The 20243-nt window shown below is 38.7% G+C and carries 16 protein-coding genes; 5 read left to right on the top strand and 11 right to left on the bottom strand.

The genetic code is table 11. From position 1 onward, the window contains the following. Positions 1 to 116: 116 nt before the first annotated feature. Together hpf and EHQ52_RS19905 are read left to right on the top strand one after the other, a co-directional pair. Positions 117 to 404 (top strand): ribosome hibernation-promoting factor, HPF/YfiA family, encoded by a 288-nt coding sequence (hpf, locus tag EHQ52_RS19910; RefSeq protein ID WP_020771476.1) that lies wholly within the window; start codon positions 117 to 119, stop codon positions 402 to 404. Next, entirely contained in the window at positions 404 to 1336 is a 933-nt protein-coding gene (locus EHQ52_RS19905) for a hypothetical protein (protein WP_135617100.1), read from the top strand. The genes hpf and EHQ52_RS19905 overlap by 1 nt, the downstream gene beginning before the upstream one ends. A 115-nt stretch (positions 1337 to 1451) precedes the next feature. Here EHQ52_RS19905 and EHQ52_RS19900 read toward each other — a convergent pair whose 3' ends face one another. The 4 genes from EHQ52_RS19900 to EHQ52_RS19885 all read right to left on the bottom strand — a co-directional run bounded on the left by EHQ52_RS19900 (position 1452) and on the right by EHQ52_RS19885 (position 4592). Continuing rightward, positions 1452 to 2018, bottom strand: a complete 567-nt coding sequence (locus EHQ52_RS19900) for an LIMLP_12425 family protein (RefSeq protein WP_135617099.1) — start codon at positions 2016 to 2018, stop codon at positions 1452 to 1454. A 6-nt stretch (positions 2019 to 2024) separates the two neighbouring features. Further along, entirely contained in the window at positions 2025 to 2627 is a 603-nt protein-coding gene (locus tag EHQ52_RS19895) for an RNA polymerase sigma factor (protein WP_100710582.1), read from the bottom strand. A gap of 95 nt (positions 2628 to 2722) precedes the next feature. Then, positions 2723 to 3076 (bottom strand): PilZ domain-containing protein, encoded by a 354-nt coding sequence (locus EHQ52_RS19890; protein WP_135617098.1) that lies wholly within the window; start codon positions 3074 to 3076, stop codon positions 2723 to 2725. Positions 3077 to 3131: 55 nt separating this feature from the next. Beyond that, positions 3132 to 4592, bottom strand: coding sequence for an MBOAT family O-acyltransferase (locus EHQ52_RS19885; RefSeq protein WP_135617097.1), 1461 nt, complete (start codon positions 4590 to 4592; stop codon positions 3132 to 3134). 258 nt (positions 4593 to 4850) lie between these two features. Here EHQ52_RS19885 and EHQ52_RS19880 point away from each other — a divergent pair, with 258 nt between their 5' ends. Beyond that, positions 4851 to 5456: a DUF3332 family protein gene (locus EHQ52_RS19880; protein ID WP_135617096.1), complete on the top strand. Its 606-nt coding sequence runs from the start codon at positions 4851 to 4853 to the stop codon at positions 5454 to 5456. A 31-nt stretch (positions 5457 to 5487) separates the two neighbouring features. Here the strand turns inward: EHQ52_RS19880 and EHQ52_RS19875 are convergent, their stop codons facing one another. Genes EHQ52_RS19875 through EHQ52_RS19860 form a run of 4 tightly spaced genes read right to left on the bottom strand, consistent with a single transcriptional unit; the run spans position 5488 to position 8501 of the window. Further along, the gene (locus EHQ52_RS19875; RefSeq protein ID WP_135617095.1) at positions 5488 to 5946 is read right to left on the bottom strand and encodes a DUF192 domain-containing protein; all 459 of its coding nucleotides are present in this window, start codon (positions 5944 to 5946) and stop codon (positions 5488 to 5490) included. Positions 5947 to 5952: 6 nt separating this feature from the next. Further along, positions 5953 to 6726 (bottom strand): enoyl-CoA hydratase-related protein, encoded by a 774-nt coding sequence (locus tag EHQ52_RS19870; protein ID WP_135617094.1) that lies wholly within the window; start codon positions 6724 to 6726, stop codon positions 5953 to 5955. A 4-nt stretch (positions 6727 to 6730) separates the two neighbouring features. After that, positions 6731 to 8101: a PP2C family protein-serine/threonine phosphatase gene (locus EHQ52_RS19865; protein WP_135617093.1), complete on the bottom strand. Its 1371-nt coding sequence runs from the start codon at positions 8099 to 8101 to the stop codon at positions 6731 to 6733. Next, complete coding sequence (locus tag EHQ52_RS19860; protein WP_425269413.1) at positions 8085 to 8501, bottom strand: hypothetical protein; 417 nt, start codon at positions 8499 to 8501, stop codon at positions 8085 to 8087. The genes EHQ52_RS19865 and EHQ52_RS19860 overlap by 17 nt, the downstream gene beginning before the upstream one ends. Before the next feature lie 169 nt (positions 8502 to 8670). Here EHQ52_RS19860 and EHQ52_RS19855 point away from each other — a divergent pair, with 169 nt between their 5' ends. Next, the gene (locus tag EHQ52_RS19855) at positions 8671 to 9678 is read left to right on the top strand and encodes a hypothetical protein (RefSeq protein ID WP_244244968.1); all 1008 of its coding nucleotides are present in this window, start codon (positions 8671 to 8673) and stop codon (positions 9676 to 9678) included. 99 nt (positions 9679 to 9777) lie between these two features. Here EHQ52_RS19855 and EHQ52_RS19850 read toward each other — a convergent pair whose 3' ends face one another. After that, positions 9778 to 11847: a methyl-accepting chemotaxis protein gene (locus EHQ52_RS19850; protein ID WP_135617091.1), complete on the bottom strand. Its 2070-nt coding sequence runs from the start codon at positions 11845 to 11847 to the stop codon at positions 9778 to 9780. Between the two features lie 19 nt (positions 11848 to 11866). Next, positions 11867 to 13432: an LA_0442/LA_0875 N-terminal domain-containing protein gene (locus tag EHQ52_RS19845; protein ID WP_244244966.1), complete on the bottom strand. Its 1566-nt coding sequence runs from the start codon at positions 13430 to 13432 to the stop codon at positions 11867 to 11869. Between the two features lie 467 nt (positions 13433 to 13899). Here EHQ52_RS19845 and EHQ52_RS19840 point away from each other — a divergent pair, with 467 nt between their 5' ends. Further along, on the top strand, positions 13900 to 18183 hold the full coding sequence (locus EHQ52_RS19840; protein ID WP_167492240.1) for a PAS domain-containing protein: 4284 nt from the start codon (positions 13900 to 13902) through the stop codon (positions 18181 to 18183). Here EHQ52_RS19840 and EHQ52_RS19835 read toward each other — a convergent pair. Beyond that, positions 18173 to 20239, bottom strand: coding sequence for a methyl-accepting chemotaxis protein (locus tag EHQ52_RS19835; protein ID WP_135617089.1), 2067 nt, complete (start codon positions 20237 to 20239; stop codon positions 18173 to 18175). The two genes, EHQ52_RS19840 and EHQ52_RS19835, sit on opposite strands and share 11 nt — an antisense overlap. Positions 20240 to 20243: the final 4 nt, after the last annotated feature.

The following is a 20243-nucleotide window of genomic DNA, read 5'->3' as shown; positions in this document are numbered from 1 at the left end:
GGGATGACTCCCTTTCTTTCCCGTCCAAAAATACGTTTCTTTAGTTTTTTCTGATCCGCATTCGTGCTATGATAAAACTTTGAGAAGCCAATAAATAAATTCCGCGGAGGCTTTACATGAAAATCGTTTTTAATTGGAAAAATTTGGATCATTCCGGAACGGCAGAAGATTATGCCGGAAAAAAATTAGAACGAGTATCTAAATATATACAAAAGTTAGTTTCGATGGAAATTTCATTCGAACAGGTGCATGGACTCATCAGCGCAAATTTAAATTTAGCCGCGGACGGAAGTAAATTTAACGCACAACACGAGGACAAAGATATTTATTCCTGCATAGACGGCTTAGAAGATAAGATCGTAAAACAAGTAAGCAAACATCACGATAAAAAAGCCGCTCATTGATGGACCAAGACAGGAAATACGAAGAAGCGATAAAACATTTATCCGAAGGAGAGTTCGAACTCTCTCGAAACATATTCGACTCCCTATTGGAAGAAGATCCTGAAAACCCCGAGTTTGCCTCGGGGTTTTATATTTCTTCTTTCTGGGATCATAGAATTGACCGGATCCATCTCACAAAAGAAGGAAGAGAAAGAACGGGACTTCTATTAGAATTCCTAAAAGATTTCGATTCGGTTTATAAAAGTAAATCATTTCCAAAAGAACTCTCTTATCATTCAGCGATGAGTTCTATTCTACAAGAAACCACTGACCAAGTTCGTATCGCTCTTAGAAAAGAAGGTATACAATCTCTATCTCCGGGACTAATCGCAGAACTTGCTTATAGACTTTTACTTGCAGAAGATACTGATCTTGCTTCTGAAGTTCTAAGAGATTCTTCCGGGTTAGAAAGATTCTCTCCTGAGTTATTATTTTTTAGAGCAGAATGTACTTACTTAAGCGGACAACATGCACAAGGACTTTTATTATATAGAGAGGCTTTTCTAAAAGAGCCTAGCGCTATCCGACTGGAATCTGTTCGTTCAGAACCTATCTTCTCCGCTATCCAAATCCTAAGAGAAGAATTTAAAGAAGAAGGTGAACTAAAAGAAGCATTACCTGTTCTTCTTCTTGAAAGAGGAGTATTCAAAGATATCCGTAAAATGAGCGATAAGGAATTAGAAGCCTATCGTTCCGAATTGTTTAGACTTAGAGATTCTTTAGGGCTACGAAAAGGTGGAACAGAATTTAAAGTAAAATGTAGAATGATCCAACTCTGCTGTGCACTACTTGACTCCAGAACTTCTATCCTATATGGAGAAGTGGCTCAGGAAGCAAAACGGATCCTGGATTCTTTAGATCCGAACTTATATCATAAAAGACTGAAAGTTTGAGACGCTGAGAGATTATCGAGGCGCAGTGCTTATTCTCACGCAGAGACGCTAAGACGCAGAGAAAAACTTTGCGTTCTTTGCGGCTTCGAGTGAAACCGCAGCTAAACATATTAAATTACTTAGAAGTTGATTCCAGAACGTGGCGGATTTCTTGAGCAGTTCTATAATCGCCTTTTTCAATAAAGTATTGCTCCAAAGAACCTAAGGTTTTAGAAGCTTGGGGATTTTTAGAGATCTCAAGTAGATGACGTGAATTCAGATCCACATCTACTCTTGCAGAAGAAGGAAGATCCACGAATTCGCGGTCTTCGCCTACTGTAAGAGTTCCGGATCTTTCTGCTAAACTTGTTTCGTTAGAAGAAGAAAAACGACCTACTGTAACTGCGAGAACTAGGATTGCGAGAGCTGCACTGAGGGAGTATTGGAAGGAACGGTTCCAAACAAAACCGCGGGAGAACTTGGACCAAGAGGTTTCCTCGTCGAAACGGACATCTTTGAGTAGATTTTCTAATCTAAGATTGAAGTCCTTGGAGAGATTGATATCCTTCATCTGTTCCGTTCGCAGTTCGGAGACCGCGCGAACGAGAGAGTTTTCCAATTTAACATGATCCGGATCTTCTTTCTGAAAAATAGAAGAGAATCCGAACTTTGTTCCCTGTTGTTTACTTGTTTGTTTTTCCATACCTTACTACCTAAAAAAGCCTTCGCTCTTCCCATCTTTCATAATCAGATGTTTCAAAAATTCCTTTGCCTTAAAGAGCCGGCTTTTGACTGTTCCGATATTTGTTCCGAGAATCTCAGCTATTTGTGAATAGGACATTTCCTCGAAATACCGGAGCTCGATGACTTCTTTGTATATGTCCTCGAGTTCGTTGATTTTGTTGATTAGATAGTTACTCTCGTCAGAAAGTTCTACTTTTTTTTCGAAGCTGATACGATCGTCAGTGACCTGGAACTCAGAATCGTCCATGGAATTCTCCCTGGCCCTCTTTCTTTTAGCCAGTAGGTCCTTGGACTTATTAACCACGATACGGTACAACCAGGTATAAACCCCAGATTCTGCCCTAAAATTGCGTATGGATCGATATCCTGAGATCAAGGCGTCTTGGACGATATCCTCTGCGTCATCCCCATCTTTTACCATGGAGACAGCTTTTCTGTACAATCTTTCCCTATAAGGGCCAGTAAGCTCTATATATGCCTTGTCATCCCCTTCTTTGATCCGTTTTAGAAGTTGGATTTCTTTTTCTCGTACGGTTTGTTTGCGATGAGGATTATCGGTTTCGATCATTAGAAGCCTTTACGACATAGGTAGGCTCTTACCTGACCTTTGCAATAAAAATATGACGTGTAGAAGTGCGCGTATAAATGTGCGACTTTTGGATTTTAACCTTCTAAGGAAAGATTAATGAGTATAAGAGATTCTGTGAGTTCTAAAGGATCCCTAAAACGTATTCCGTATAAGAACTTTCGTTTAGAGTCTACTTGCTTTGGGATTTTCCAAACTACGTCGCCTAAAAATTCTAGACGTTTGCCAGTTCTTCTTTCTATGACTGAACCTTCGATCGGAATGGAGCCGGGTAGATCTTCTCCACTCATCAAAATGCAGATACCTGATTCGGAAATATTACCTAGTTTACCTTCTAACGTGATGAGCCCAGAATCCACCTGCACGATATACTCGTCAAAATCTCTGGGATAAAATCTGGGACTCCTAGGTTTTTGGTCAGGCTCGCTCATCGATAAGGGTTCAAATTAGAAACGAATTCGACAAGTGTCCAGCTTTTTACTTTTTTCAGAAGTCGAAGTATATAAAAGGGATCTCTCCATCTGGACTTAAGATCGCAAAACAAAATGCAACCAAAGGATAAAGAGAAAATTCTAACCAAGCTGGGATTTTGAACTCCTTTCCTTTTTCGTAAATAAGCCAACCAATATAATGTCCAATGATCACACAGAGTATCGCGGGGATACCTTGCTTTAACATATAAGGTCTGAGTTCTCCGCTTTGGTACACATACATTCCGTGTATCATTTTCAGAGCGGATTCTATATTTGCGGAACGGAATATAACTCCAAAGGTAACCGCTACAGAACTCGCATATAAAACTCTAATAGGAGTTAATGCCTTATCCCAAGAATCTGAAATTGTTAGGTTCGGGAACCATTTCGCTTTCCATTCTTTTAATACAGATTCTATTAATAGAAATCCGCCTTGGATAGAACCCCAGATGAGGAAGGTCCAATTGGCTCCATGCCAAATTCCTCCCACAAACATTGTGAACCAAACATTGAATCTATGACGGAATAGCCCTACACGATTTCCACCTAAGGAAATATACACATAATCTCTGAGCCAAGTAGAAAGAGTGATATGCCACCTTCTCCAATGCTCAGTTACTGATTGGGAAATATAAGGCATTCTGAAGTTCTCTGGCAGCTCATAACCCAATAGAAGTGCTGCAGAATATGCCATATCAGTATACCCGCTGAAATCACAATATACCTGCACCCAGAAAAGGAATGCACCTAACCAAAGCGCTTCCGTAGAATAAGCGTCCGGGTTTTTAAAGATGAGATCAGCGATCGGAGAAATATTATCCGATAGTACAACCTTCTTAAAATATCCCATTAAAAAATAGCGGATGGCCTTTCTAAATGGAATATCTTCTATCTTCTTTTCTGTTTGTAATTGAGGTAAAAAACTTTTAGCAGTGACGATAGGTCCAGCTACCAATTGAGGGAAGAAGGAAACGAATAATGCAAATCTAATGAAGTTCTTTTCAGAAGGAATTGCTCCTCTATATACATCTATCGTATAACTCAAACTTTGGAATGTATAAAAGGAAATCCCTACAGGGAGGACAATTTTAAGTATAGGGAATAAACTTTGGAAACCTAAAGTATGCAAGAATACATTTAGGTTTTCGCTTAAGAACCCGTAATATTTAAAAAATCCTAAAATAAATACAAGGTTCAGCACTAAGCTGATTACGATCATTCTTTTGCGGAAAACTTGATCCTTAGATTCGAAGATCAGATCCGCTAAAAAGAAATCGATTACGGTGGATAATAAGATCAATCCACCGAATTTCCAGTTCCAGCTCATATAGAAAATATAACTCATTATGAGCAGGAAGATATGAATGAGTGATTTACGTAGTTTTGGCTCCGGAATAAGGGCTGGTAAAATGTACCAATGGGTTACAAATACGAAGGAGAAAAAAAGAAAAAATTCAAGTGTGGGAAAAATCACGTAGGTTCCCTAAATCAAATGGGCATTCGCCCTTAAGAACGGCTTTATTTTAATAATCCGTCTTTCGGTCCAGAAATAACGAGACTGGAACTAGGTCAAGGGATTCTCTTCCCTTTATTGGATCAGTTTAAGACGTGAATTTTTCAGTCAAGATTTTGCCTCACAAAAAGGAAGGGAGAATGTAAATCTCTTGCAAGATTTTTTCCATACTTTATTCGTAGTTTCGCATTCCATTCATATAAAGGAGTTCCGTTTTCAATGGTGAAAAACGTTTTCAAAAAAATAATCCTGACCTTGGTACTGGTAGGAGTTAGCTTCGGTTCCTTAGCGAACTGCTTCGGAAAATTCGCACTTGTAAGAGTTTTCTACAATGCTAACGACGGGATCAATGTGGGCGGTGGCCTTCTTGCAAAAATCGTAAAAACGGTTCTATTTTATATTCCTTTCGGATTTTTAATGGCAATCGGTGGATTTATCGACTTTCTACTTTTCAACTTGATCGAGTTCTGGTCTGGAAGCAACCCAGTAGGACTAAACGAGTATGATAAAGAAGGAAGATATGCAAAATCTTTCGAGCAAGACGGAGAAAAACTGACTTTAGTTTATACTGAATTCGGTTCTAGATTGGATCTAACTGCAGTTTCTAAAGAAGGAAAATCAGAAACTCTAACTGCTTTCCGCTCTCAACCTGGAAAATTTTTCGTAGAGAGAGAAGGACAACTTTCTGAGATCGAAGTTACTTCTCAATCAGTAGGATCCCAAGTGATCTTAAAACTGACTGAACAAGGTAAATTAAAATCTTCTAAAGTAGTAGAAGCTCAAAATTTACAAGACCTTCAATTGAGAGCTTCCGAGTCTCTCTAATCTCTATAAATGATCCGTCCTATCGGGCGGATCATTTCCCTATATATCTACCCTCTATCTTTAAAACAGAATCCTTTCCAAGTCCACGTTTAGCAAACCATCTAGGATTTGCTTCTACTGCATACATTACCTTTTGGGTAGAATGATACAGAACCTGAGTTTGGTTCGGTGCCATTTCATAAACATCGACTAATTTCTTATTTCTTGAGAAATAACCAATACTCAAAGGGATTAATGTATTCTTCATCCAAAAAGATAAATGATCCTCGCTAGGAAAGATGAAGATCATTCCTTCATTCTCCCCTAATTTTTTACGGAACATCAATCCCCTTTGTCTGGATTCGTCAGTATTTGCAACTTCTACAAGGAGAGCGTGATCTCCTATATAGATGGTGGTTTTTTCTAAATATAAGGGAGAATTATATTCTCCCCAACCTGCCATAGGAAGGCAGAATAAAAAAGATAGAAGTAAGAATCTGAAAGTTTTCATAGATCCTCAGAAATTAGGAGGACGTTTTTCTAAGAATGCTCCCATTCCTTCTTTGGATTCTTTTCCAGAGAATAGATTAGAAAATTCTTTTTTCTCCAACTCTTGTCCTTTGGATAACTGCATATCCAATCCGTTTAGGATAACTGATTTTGCAGTGGAGACTGCGATAGGCCCTTTTTTCAGAATGGATTCCGCTGTAGCCTTTGCAGTGGCGATCAGATCTTCTCCATCGTTAGTAAGTTTGTTTAATATACCTATACGATATGCTTCTTCTGCACCGATCATATCACCTGTAAAGATAAGCTCTGCTGCTCTTCCGTAACCGACTAGTCTTGCAAGTCTTTGGGTTCCACCAAATCCAGGGATCAAACCTAAAGAGACCTCAGGAAGTCCTAATTTTGCTTTTTCAGAACCTATACGGATATCACACGCAAGCGCAAGTTCAAGTCCCCCACCCAGTGCAAAACCGTTTACTGCTGCGATAGAAACTAATCTACTTCTTTGGATACGGTCGAATGCGCTTTGGCCAAGGGAAGCAAACTTCTCAGCTCCACTTACATTCAATTCTTTCATTTTAGCAATATCAGCACCTGCAACAAAAGCTTTTCCTTGCCCGGTGATGATCACAACTTGAATAGATGGATCTTTTTCTAGATTACTAATCTCGCTTGTTAATTCGTTTAATAATTCTTCGTTTAATGCGTTTAACGCAGAAGGACGATTGATCTCTAAGATCGCCAGCTTGCCTTCTTTTTGTAAATTGATCAGTGATTCGCTCATGTATTTACTCCATCTCGATGATCAGGAAAAGTGTGTCGTCTTCGAATTCAGCATCTCCAAAAAATGCGGAGAGTTCTACCTGGACGGCTTCTTTAAACTGTTTTAAATCGGTAAAAGACTTATTTCTGTTCAGGATTTCAATTAGGCCTTCACTTCCAAGCTGTTTTCCTTGTGGATTTCGATTCTCTATCAATCCATCAGTGTATAAAAACAACCTTTCTGCAGACTGGATCGGTAGTGAAACCAGCTCAGCGATCGGCCTTTTGATCCCAAATCCTAATATACTTCCGGTAGTTTCAATTTCCCTAAAGTCATTTCCATTTTGGGAATGCATTAAATATGGATGTCCCCCATTAGCAAAATGGATCTCTTTGGAAATAAAATCAAAAAATATATAAACAGCAGAAGCATGATGGGATTTGAACTGCCTAAGAAGTGTCTCATCCAGATATTCCAATAAACGGACTGGATGTAGCTTAAGGCGATAAGGCATGGTCGCTACCATAATTTTGATAAATGATGCGACTAACGCAGAAGCTATCCCATGTCCTGCAATATCAGTTAAGAAAACTCCAGTGTTTCCTTCCCTTAATTGAATAAAGTCGTAAAAATCCCCACCAATCTCGTTGGGAGTGGATCTAAATACCTCGTATTTAAATCCTTTAATACTTACATCTTCCGGAAATAATGTCTCCTGTACTTTTCTAGCGATCTGAAGTTCATGTTGCAAAAATCTATACTCAGAATCCAGTTCGGAAGAAATACGAACTAACCTTCTTACGATCACGACGATTGTAGTTCCGATCAGACTTAAGATCAGATAGACAACATCCGGAACGAATAGAACTAAAGGAAATCCAGGAAGAGAGCTATTATTGAGTTTGAAATAAATAAACCCAAGATGTAATACAATAGAATAAGTAGCAGTTAAAAAGCAGCCTTTTACCTTCAAGCGGAACATTTGGAATAAAACCAAAAATCCAACGAGTAAGAAATAATTATTATAAAGTTGTAAACTATGGAGATCGTCGAAGCTATAGAAAGATTCGTTTAAGATCAACATCACCAAAAATATAATACTAAAGTTTGTACCGTGAATGACAGCAGGCAGATATTTTCTTTGGAAAGAAAGGACAATGCTCAGAATATTTAAACTCAGGACTAGACCAAAATAGATGGTCCCATGAGGAGATTTTTGAATTTCAGGAATTAATGCTAAAAAATAAACTAAGAAGTGAAGAAAAAAGGCCAGCCTGATAAATGACTGATCAATTCGAACGAAATCTTTCCATGCACTAACTTCCCTGTAATTGAACTCGGTTTCCAAGAAGGACCAAGGGTTGAGTATTCCAGCTTTTTTATTGGATAGATTCATCTAATATAAATTCGTAAATTTCCGATCCATTAAATCTGATCTTCATATTGAAGCCTGACTTAAGGTACCGATCTAGTTTTTCCGCTAATTCCAAACCTTCTTTAGAATCCTTAATATTAGAATAATAGAAAGCGGCTGATTTTGATTTATAGTTATACGGAAATCTTTCGTTAATTAATAAAGTAACGCGAAATCCGCCCGGCCTTGTCTCTAAAACGATATGACTCACGTCCTTTCGATTTAAGATCCTCTCATCTATAGGAAGTTCCCAAGGATTGGTCACATCCGAAAAGATAGAGGCTCCATAAAGAAACATAGCGGCTATACATAACAAGAGAGAAGTCCGAGCAAGATTGCGGGGAAATCTGCAAGTGTTATAAAAAAAGACACCGGCCTTCATGAGAGACAGGCACAAATCTTACAAAGCCCCCATGAAATGCAAATCAATATCCCTATCTTTCTCTTGATGATTTTTTGCGATGCAAAGAAAAATACTTTTCGTTCTAGCTCAAGTTTTGCACATTCAAAGCCGCATGTTTTACGGAAAGAAAACTAAACCAAATATTGAAATGTGTCGATTGTTTGTCGTATTCATTCTTGTTTTTGATACCTTCTACTCCTGCAAAGAAGAGCTTGGAGATCCAAATCCGTATGCAGATGTTTTAATATCCACTCCTGTATCTAAGATAGAGAACTATGTCGGGTTGGAGTCTGAGGATTGGTCCTTAAGGACCTTTAACCTAGACAAACAAGCTTTAGATTATGTGAATGAATTGAATCGAGTGGATGGATTTACTGAATCACCCTCACCTATCAAAAATTTTGATACATTCAAATCAACTCTGTTAGATGCCCTGAATTCTCAGAAAGGACCAGTCGCCTCTCTTCTCAAAAATAAACTTCTTCGTATTTATGTATGTGAGAATCTAGGAGGCTCTGCGGTTACAGGAATAGTGCGTAAGAATGGCAAATCTATTGGAGGTTTCGTGATCCTAGATACGAATACTCTAAATAGAAATGCAAACGATTGGATTAGTTATAAGGAAAATTCTACATTCCAAAAAGGAAATATAAAGATACGAATTCGAATAGAAGAAGAGAAACAAAACACGAAAGTAAATGCACTTAGTTATATTCTATTACACGAATTTGGACATATTCTCTCAGAAACAGAAAATATAGGCCCAAGTTTTTTTCTACCTAAAAGATCTTATAAAAATTTTGAATTTTATAAAGGAGTTTGGAAATCTGAGAAGGTAGCATATCTGGATGATTCTACTTTCAGCTTGAGGCCTCAGATCCGATTTTATTCTGGATCTCTTTCTTTAGATGAAAACTGGGAAAAAATTTACCCAATCCTTTCTGTTACACCTTTCCCTACATTATACTCAGCAACAAATGCAGATGATTTTTTTGCAGATTCATTTGTTTCCTATGTGCATGTGATCCTGGAAAAGAAACCTTGGGAATTGGAAATATTAAAGAACGATAAACCGATTTTCAAAATGGAAAATGGTATTCAGAAGGACACTTTAACTATCCAAAGAAAAATTATAGAAAGAATACTTCTAAACTAATTCATATTTCGCGCAAAGAGCACGGAGTTCACAGAGAAGTAAATGCAAGAACTCCAACAAATCCAAAACTCTGCGTGCCCAGCGAACTCTGTGCGTGCCCTATAATTTAAATTTATCTACCGATTTCAAAAGTCCTTCTGATTGTTGGTGCATCTCGCCTGAATAAGATGTTAGATCATCCGCTCCAGAAGCAACTTCCTGGGTCCCTTCTGAAATACTAACGATAGTTTTAGTGATCTCATCAGTCGCGCGTTTTTGTTCCTGGACCGCTTCTTCTATTTGTAAGCTGAAACTCATGAGGAAATTTGCAGATTGATGAATATCTTGAGTGTTCTTCTCTTGCGTTTTAACAGAGTCGAGAACCTTCTTCGCTGATAATCCAAATGAATCGACAGAGGTTCTAAGTTTACGAAGTATATCACTCGCCTCTTTAACCTTAGTGTTTCCGTTATGAACCGCGTTATTTGTGGAATCTACAAGCTCTCCGATCTCTTGCACAGAAGAAGATGTTTGGGATGCAAGTTTACTGATCTCTTCTGCTACTACTGCAAATCCTTTACCCGCTTCTCCTGCACGTGCTGCTTCAATTGCTGCATTTAGTGCGAGAAGGTTTGTTTTTTCGGAAATTTCAGTAATGATAGATAAGATCTCATTGATACGACTAGCACTTTCTCCAATCTCATCCATTGCTTGATTAGTTGCACCCATCGCATTTTCACCAGTAACAGCTCGTTCTTGGGATTCGGATGCCACCTGAGACAATGTTTGCATCTCGTTATTGATTGTTCCGATCTGTTCACGAAGTAAGACTACGTTTGTATCTATCTCCTTCATGTTCTCTATCGCTTTTTCCATTGATCTACGTACATTCTCTGCTGATGCCGCTAACTCTTCTACTGCTGCGGAGGATTCTTCTGCCGCTGAAGCTTGGGCCTGGGCAACATCTGAGAAGTTACGGCTGGACTCTGCCATTTGATCCGAGGTGCTATTTAATTTGGTAGAAGAAGTTTTGATATCCAAGATGATCTTAGATAAATTCACCTTCATCAGATCCATTGATTTCAGAAGTTTGCCTATCTCGTCATTTCTTGCGATCTCTATATGAGAAGTCAGATCTCCATCTGCAATCTTTTCAGAGAAACCAATCGCCTCTAATAAGCCCGTCGTTATCAGTTTATTAAAGATCAAATTTAGAATGATAAGAATGACAACCATAATAATGAGAGAAGATAAAATCGTTTGTAAGATCACTCCTCTCATATCTGACCAAAAGATCGAATCAGGAATGGATACTTCTACCGCCCAAGGTTTATCATAATTTCCTAATAAGAAGGGGAAAAAATGATGACCTTCTCCACCTCCATGTAAAGAGAAAGATTTTCCTTTTGCAATTCCTTCTGTAATTTGTTTTAACCATTCTGGATCTGGGATCTTTTTACCAACTAAGGAAGGGTCCTTACCATTTGCAGCATAGGTCCCATTCGGAGAAATAAGTGTAAGATAACCTTCTCCCCTAAATGGTTTAATGGGGCCTAAGAGTTCCTGCAGGTTTTCCATAGCCAGGTCAATCCCTACTACTCCAGAAAAACTTCCTCCTCTAAATACAGGTTTCACTAAAGAAACCATCAGTACATCTTTCCCGCCTACTGGATAAGAAAAAGGATCTGCAACAAAATCATGAAGTGTTTTTTTAGGAACAGTATAGAACGCTCCCGATTCATCCAGATTTTCGTAATATATTACCGGTTCAACAGTGACAGCACCTTTTGATTTGTTAATATAAGGTACAAATCTTCCGGTCTTATCATGATAAGGAGGAGTATTCTTAAATTTTGCATCCTGTCCATCGAAGCCGTTTGGTTCAAATACAACCCAGGTCCCGAAATAATATGGGTTTGCCTCCACCAATTTCCAAAGTGCGGCGACTACTTCTGCTCTGGCTGGTTTAGAAGATTCTAATAAAAATTGTGTGCCTCTAAGAGAACCCAAAGCAGAATCCAAAAAATCCTTCACCTCATAGGCGAATCTTTCTCCTGCCATTCTGGATCCATCTTCCACCTGATACTTCAGATTAAAGTAAGATCCGACTGAATTGATCACTGTCAAAATGATCGAACCGGAGAGTAAAACCACCGATAGATAAAGTGAAATCCTGAACCGAATACTCATTTTATATATTCCTTATATACTAGAAGTTTTGGCTAAAACCAACACTGAACCATACCAAATGAGAAGGAATTTTCTGTAGAAGATAAGACTCTCTTACGGACTGTCTCAACTGGTCAGATATAGAAGAGGAAGAGTTGATAAAATCCAACACCAATTGATTGGCAGGGCCGTTCACCTTTGCCGGATCCACAATCTTACCATCTTTGGAACTTGTATTTACGTAACCGCCTGTCGCTCCATAATAATTATCTGTATCATACATGTATAAATTTGGCCTATATACATCTGCAGCTTTGAAGAAAAACTTTCCAAAAAAGAAAGTGACTGTGGAAGTTATATCCTGGATCCCGTATCTGTTATCCACAATATTATTGCTCATCGCATAACCTATGTTAACCTGAGGAAGTATTCTGAAAAAATTTCCTTCAAAAAACTCATGCCCCATCGTTAAGGACAAATAATTCTTACCAGCCATTAAACCAGCATTCTCTTGGGAGAATTGAGTATAAAATGAAATTGTTGGATTCACCCATTGCAAGAAAGGCAATTTCCAAAAGAAGAAATATTCCTGCCAAGCCAAACGAGTGATCTGGGTAGAAGGGTTATTTGCTCCTGAAACTCCTTGTGCTGCTGCGGAATTAAATCCTCCTAATGCTGGAGATGTATAAGCAGTACTTTTTTGGAAAGTGTTATAGAACCAGATACCTGCTGTAAAAGTTCCCCAACTAGTCTTTTCAAAATTATAGTAGAATGCGTAGAACAATCCATCTGAACGTTTCATACCGTTCTGTTCTTTTTTGAAACCAGGAACATCTCCACCGCAAGTAGATCCTGTTGTTGGATTTCCCGCCATAAAGTTTGCCTGAGTATCGTAAGGACAAGCTGAGTTTAACGAGTCTGGAGAAGGAGCCGAGAATGGACTTATGGAACCTGCAGAACCTTGTCCTGCATAACCAGGTCCAGCTCCACCAGGATACATTTGGAATCTTCCGTCATTATCCCTATCATTACGTTCTGTTAATTGAAAGTTTCCCCAAAACTGAACTTGAAAACCTTTTAATGGAGTATTAAAAGTTACAGTAGGTTGGTAAGAAGGAACAAATGTCATTGCTCTATAACTTTCGTTATCTCTTCTGTTTGCTATTTCTCCGGAGAAACTAAGTCCCCGCCAGATAAAGTCCGTGACCACCTCGTGTATCACTTCAATAGAAGTGTCTCCTCCGTTTCCATTGCTGGATCCAGCACTTGGACCATACATATTAGGAGGACCAGTTTCCACATGTCCTTGGGGAATATCGGAAACTTTTTGTGGAGCCGTTTTTTTATCTAATGTAGAAGCTCCCGCATTCTGTTTTCCTTTTTCATAACTTACCTGAGCAACGTTATCCTTATCTACGAAACGGACATAGTCATCATTCTCAGCAACCAATACCTTTTCATCATCTTCTAAGATAATCTTACCTCGAACTACCTGTCCGTTCTTTAATCGAACGAAATCGGCAGAGAATAATTCTCCGAATCCGAAAAGAAAAAACAGTCCTGCCGCATAAGCAAGCGGACGCTTCGGCCAAACTCCACGGAACATAATTTTGTCTCCAATATAAACTAGGGCGGGCACCCTATTCTCTCGATCTTTCCCAAGTACATAGAGCGATCTTCTACGGGACGAGAATCCATAAGAAGACGAAAAGAAATGTGCATTTTTCTTAACTCGTCACTCAAAAAATTTTATCATAAAAAATATTGATAATTTATTTACGAACGCTTGAAATGTTTCGATTAGTTTACGTTTTAAGCATCGTGGAAACCAGGAAAATTTTGCCTTATTCTTTCCACACAATCACAACAAAGGCTAAATGAAAAACCGAGTCCTCCAGTATTTTTGTTTTCAAAGTGAAGTTTTCACTTTCTATTAAATAGAGAGTGGATCCCAAAAATACAAAACAAAAGGACAAGGATCTCCAATCGGAGTTAGAAGCGGCGAACCAACGAATCTCCGAGTTAGAGAAAAATGTAGAAAAACTATCTCACTCGGAATCTGACAATCGTCTTTTGAGGTCGTTGATCGATTATTCTCCGTCCGCAATCACGATTGTGAACTCTGATACAGGTGTCTTCGAGGTAGTCAACTCAACTGCTGAAATTCTTTTCGGCTATACTCGAGAAGAATTTTTAAAATTAGGTCCCGCAGAAATTTCTCCTGAATTCCAACCAAATGGGAAAACTTCCAAAGCGTCCGCTTATGAAAAAATATCCCTCGCGTTGCAGGGAGAGACTCCAGTATTCAGATGGGACCATTGTGATAAAAATAAACAAATCATTCCCTGCGAAATACATTTAGTAAAGATCCCTGGTTCTACCAATCTAGTCCGCGGAAATATAATCGATCTTAGAAAAGAGCTCGCAGCTGAAATTCTACTCAAGAATAGAGAAGAACAATTAGATCTTGTTATAAAAAGTGCGGACCTTGGATTTTGGGATTGGAATATTCCAAAAGGGATCGTAATTCCGAATGAAAGATGCGCGGAGATACTTGGATATACTTTGGAGGAGTTCCTACCCACCTCAGAATTTTGGAGATCTAGGATACATCCGGACGATCTTCCCCTCATAACGCAAGGATTACAGGATCATATAAAAGGAAGATCCGAACTATTAGAGAGTGATTTCCGAATGTTATGTAAGGACGGATCTTGGAAATGGATCCGCTCTAGAGGAAAAGTTTGGGAGAGAGATAAGGATGGCACTCCAGTTCGGGCACTCGGCATTCATATAGATATTACCGAGAAAAAAGAAACAGAAAAGATTTTAGAAGATAAAGAAAGTACATTAGATCTAGCAGTCCAAGGAGCCAATCTTGGGATTTGGGATTATAATATTAAAACAAACGAACATCATGTGGATGAGAATTGGCTGAAGATGTTAGGCTATCGTGTAGGTGAATTAGAACCTACATACGAATTTTGGAATGAAAGCCTTCATCCAGAAGACAGAGACAAAACAAATTCTGCTTGGAAAGATTACGCAAAAGGAGAATTACCTTCTTACTCAATCGCGTTCCGATTAAAATGTAAAGACGGTTCTTATAAATGGATCTTAACCAGGGGTAAAATAGCAGAGAGGGACTCGGAAGGAAATCCCGTCAGGATGATCGGTATCCATATAGATATCTCCGAACAAAAACAAATAGAAGATGAACTGAGAGAAACAAAACTATTCTTAGACAGAGCTCAAAAAACAGCAAAGATAGGAAGTTGGGAATACGATATACCTTCGGGAAAAATGACCGCTTCCGAAGGTCTTTATCAAATATTAGAAACAGATGATAGAATGCTTGTACCTACATTCGATTATATGCATTCTGATGATAGAGAAAGAGTAGAAGAACATTTTAAAAGATCCGTAATAGAAGGGATCTCCGCAGAGATAGAATATAGATCCATCACACCTTCCGGAAAGGAAAAGATACTTTTAAACAAAACTGATTTTATAAAGGATTCAGAAGGAAAAGTACTCAAACTTTTGGGTACGATCCAAGACATCAGCGACGAGATCAAAAGGAAAAAAGAAGAAGAGAACAAAAGAAACATAGAAGGACTGACCTCTTCTATTTCCACAGAATTGATCAACCAACCAATATTAGAAATTGAAGAAGCAATCTCTAACGCAATCCTAAAGATAACACATACATTCAAAATGTCCAGGGGGAATTTAGTATTATATGATACTGAAAAATTGAGCAGAACCCTAATTTATGAATTCATAGTTCCCGAGGCAGAAAATCAAGAAGCAAGCTGGCCTACTGAAAGCCCTGTTGATCCAGATAACTTTCTTACAAAAAAGATCTTAGATGGAGAAATAGTTACACTTCAATTAGAAGATTTTCCTGAATCCGATGCGCGGGAAAAAATGCTTTCGTTACGAATCCAATTTTTGATCGCGATCCCTCTTACCTTAGAAGGAAAGGTCGTTGGGGCCTTAGGAATGACCTCCGAAATTCCTTTAAGTAAATTGGAGATGAAATTCGAAGAATTCGAACTCGCCAGTTTAAAGGCAATCGGAGAGACTCTTACAAACGCGATAGAAAGAAAAAGAAAACACAGTGAACTTATTGCTGAACGTGACCTTCTCGCTGAGATCATGAAAACTTCAGTAGCCGCAATCACCGTCTTAAGCCCTGAAGGAGAAATTTTATACGCAAATTCTTCGGCAGAAAAAGTTCTGGGTCTAACCTTAGATCAGATACAAAAAAGAAAATATAATGCACCTGAATGGAAGGCGACTTCAATTGATGGAGGAGAATGGACCCCAAACGATCAACCTTTCGTAAGAGTACTTAATTCCGGACAGCCGGTATACGATGTTCGCCATGCAATAGAAGACGAATTCGGAAATAAAAAATTCTTATCCATCAACGGAGCTCCAATCAAAGATGCTCACGGTAAGATCAAAAATTTAGTTTTTTTAGTAACAGATATTACTGAATCACTTTCAGCTGAAAAAGCATTAAAGCTGAGTGAAGAAAGACTCAGACTGGCGCTAAACGCATCCAAGATGGGAACCTGGAGTTGGAATCTAACAGATAGGACTGCTCACTGGTCTTTTGATACTGCCTCTATATTTGGAAAAAATATAGAGGAATTTGATACAAATACTTCGGTCTTTATGGATCTGGTCCACCCGGACGATCAAAGCCAAATCCGAAAATATGTAAGAGCAAGCCTATTAGGAAAAGATAATGCACTCAATATAGAATATAGAATTTTTCATCCTGACGGAACAATTCATTGGCTGGAAGTTAAAGGCCAGGTATATCGCAATTCTAAAAGAGTCGCGGCAAGAATGGCAGGAATAGTCTCCGATATCACGGAAAGGAAGAAGTCAGAAGAAAAATTAAAAGCAAGCGAGGCAAGGTTCCAAACCTTCTATAGATTTGCAAACGAGGCGATCATATTCTTAGATCCGAGAACAGAAGGTATTTTGGATACAAATCCTGCCTTCTTAAGAGTATTCGGATTTAACCAAAAAGAGATTCATTCTGTTTCTCCAGCGTCCTTATTTACTCCGGATTCTTGGGCCACATTACATGCAAGGATACGCTCCTTCGAAAGTTCAGAAAACCTGGAATTAAGAGCAATACGTTGGAACGGCCAAGTATTTTCTGCAATAGGAAGTGTTCATTTTTATACAGAAAGAGAATCCTATGTAGCTGCAATTAGTCTTTTAGATACTTCTGCCATCCAAGAGGTGGAAGAATTAAAAGTGATCAATGATGAAATCTCTGTAAGAAACAGGCTCATAGAGATGCAGAAAAATGAGCTACAGGAAACATTAGAAAATCTTAAAAAAGCCCAGGCACAATTGATCCAATCAGAAAAAATGGCGGCTCTAGGACAATTGATTGCTGGTGTAGCTCATGAGATCAATAATCCGATCGGAGCAGTACAAGCTTCCAACCAAAACCTGCAAGAATGTTTGATCCGTTTCCAAACCATTTTACCGGATGTACAAAATGTATTAACCGGAATGAATTCTGAACAGGTGGAATCATTTCGCCAGTTCTTAAGTCTTGTCAGACAGCCAAAAGACCAATTAGCTGGGATGGAAGAAAGAAACGTTAAAAAAAATATAGTAGTCCAATTACAAGAATTGAATATTCCCTCTCCTTATGCGATCGCGGATTCTTTAACCGATATGGGGTTCAGAGATTTGCCAAAAATAGCCCTGCCATTCTTAATTTGCGCGAAAGCAAATGTACTTTTAGAATATTCTACTTTGGAGGCTTTCTTCTTCTCCAATACGAATACGATACAGATTGCAGTAGATCGGGTTTCTAAGATCCTATATGCTTTGAAAAACTTCTCTCATTTTGATACAACTTCCGAAAAGATACCAGCATCCATTACAGAGAATATTGAAACGGTTCTCACAATCTACCAGAACCAACTCAAAAAAGGGATCCAAATTTCCAAGGAATATGAGAATATTCCAATAATATTATGTTATCCTGATGATCTAATTCATGTATGGACAAATTTGATCTATAATTCTTTACAAGCTCTGGAATTCAGAGGAGCGATCAAGATCAAAGTCTATCAAAAAGCAGACTCAATTTGTGTAGAGATCATAGATAATGGCCCCGGGATCTCTGAAAATATTCTAGATAAAATTTTCCAACCATTCTTCACTACAAAACTTCCTGGAGAAGGAAGTGGGTTAGGCTTGGATATTGTGAAGAAGATTGTAGAAAAACACAAAGGAAAAATTGAAGTAGAAACAAGACCCGGATTTACAATGTTCCGGATCCTGCTCCCCTTTATAGAAGTTAAAGTTTAAATTTATCCACTGATTTCAAAAGTCCTTCTGATTGTTGGTGCATCTCGCCTGAGTAAGATGTTAGATCATCTGCTCCGGAAGCAACTTCCTGTGTTCCTTCTGAAATACTTACAATCGTCTTAGTGATCTCATCTGTTGCACGTTTTTGTTCCTGGACCGCTTCTTCTATTTGTAAGCTGAAACTCATGAGGAAATTTGCAGATTGATGAATGTCTTGAGTGTTCTTCTCCTGCGTTTTAACTGAGTCGAGCACCTTCTTCGCTGATAATCCAAATGAATCAACAGAGGTTCTAAGTTTACGAAGTATATCACTCGCCTCTTTAACCTTAGTGTTTCCGTTATGAACCGCGTTATTTGTGGAATCTACAAGCTCTCCGATCTCTTGCACAGAAGAAGATGTTTGGGATGCAAGTTTACTGATCTCTTCTGCTACTACTGCAAATCCTTTACCCGCTTCGCCGGCACGTGCTGCTTCAATTGCTGCATTTAGTGCGAGAAGGTTTGTTTTTTCTGAGATCTCAGTAATGATAGATAAGATCTCATTGATACGACTAGCACTTTCTCCAATCTCATCCATTGCTTGATTAGTTGCACCCATCGCATTCTCACCAGTAACAGCTCGTTCTTGGGATTCAGATGCCACCTGAGACAATGTTTGCATCTCGTTATTGATTGTTCCGATCTGTTCACGAAGTAAGACTACGTTTGTATCTATTTCCTTCATGTTCTCTATCGCTTTTTCCATCGATCTACGAACATTCTCTGCTGATGCAGCGAGTTCTTCTACTGCTGCGGAGGATTCTTCTGCCGCTGAAGCTTGGGCCTGTGCAACATCTGAGAAGTTACGGCTGGACTCTGCCATTTGATCCGAGGTGCTATTTAATTTGGTAGAAGAAGTTTTGATATCCAAGATGATCTTAGATAGATTCACCTTCATCAGATCCATTGATTTCAGAAGTTTGCCTATCTCGTCATTTCTTGCGATCTCTATATGAGAAGTCAGATCTCCATCTGCAATCTTTTCAGAGAAACCAATCGCCTCTAATAAGCCCATCGTGATCAGTTTATTAAAGATCAAATTTAGAATGATAAGAATGACAACCATAATAATGAGAGAAGATAAAATCGTTTGCAAGATCACTCCTCTCATATCTGACCAAAAGATCGAATCAGGAATGGATACTTCTACAGCCCAAGGTTTATCATAATTTCCTAATAAGAAGGGGAAGAAATATCTGGTATGACCAGAACCCTTGATCTGAAAATCTTCTCCTTTCAGACTTAGTTCTTTTACTTGAGCACGAATATTTTCTTCAGGAATTGCTTTGCCAACTAAGGAAGGATCTCCTCCATTTGCAGCGTAAAGGCCATCAGGAGAAACCAAGGCCAGATACCCTTCTCCCCTAAATGGTCGGATTGGCCCCAAAAGTTCTTGTAGATTTGCCATGGCGATATCCGTTCCAACTGTTCCTACAAATTTTCCGTTTCGTAAGATTGGTTTAACCATCGAGACCATAAGCACATCTTTTCCGCTTACGGAGTATACATAAGGATCAGAGATAAAATCTTTTTGGGTCTTTTTAGGAATACGATAGTAAAAGCTGATCGTATCATCTACATCATAAGATTCTGCGAAAGTGATTTTCAGATCACCTGTGGCCCTATTCCAATACGGAATAAACCTGCCAGTGGCGTCATGATAAGGAGTATTTTTATACCTTGCATCCTGCCCATCGAAAGCATTGGGCTCGTACAATACCCAGGTCCCGAAAAAATGAGTATCGGTTTCGGCTAACCTCTTAAGAGAAGCGATCATCTCTCCTCGATCAGGGTGAGAAGTTTCCAACATAAATTGAAAACCTCTTAAAGATCCCAAAACTGAATTTAGAAAATTAGAAATCTCATATTGATAACGTTTACCGGCCATGGTAGATCCAGAATCAACCTGAGACTTTAAACTAAAATAAGAGGAAAATGAATTGATACCTGCCAGAACAAAAGAACCGGTTAAAAGTACAATCGCCAAGTAGAGTGAAATTCTATATCTGATACTCATAGTA

Source organism: Leptospira koniambonensis (assembly GCF_004769555.1).
Taxonomy (GTDB): domain Bacteria; phylum Spirochaetota; class Leptospiria; order Leptospirales; family Leptospiraceae; genus Leptospira_B; species Leptospira_B koniambonensis.
Note: the sequence above shows the minus strand (reverse complement) of the source record. Positions and strands in the feature narration are given on the sequence as shown.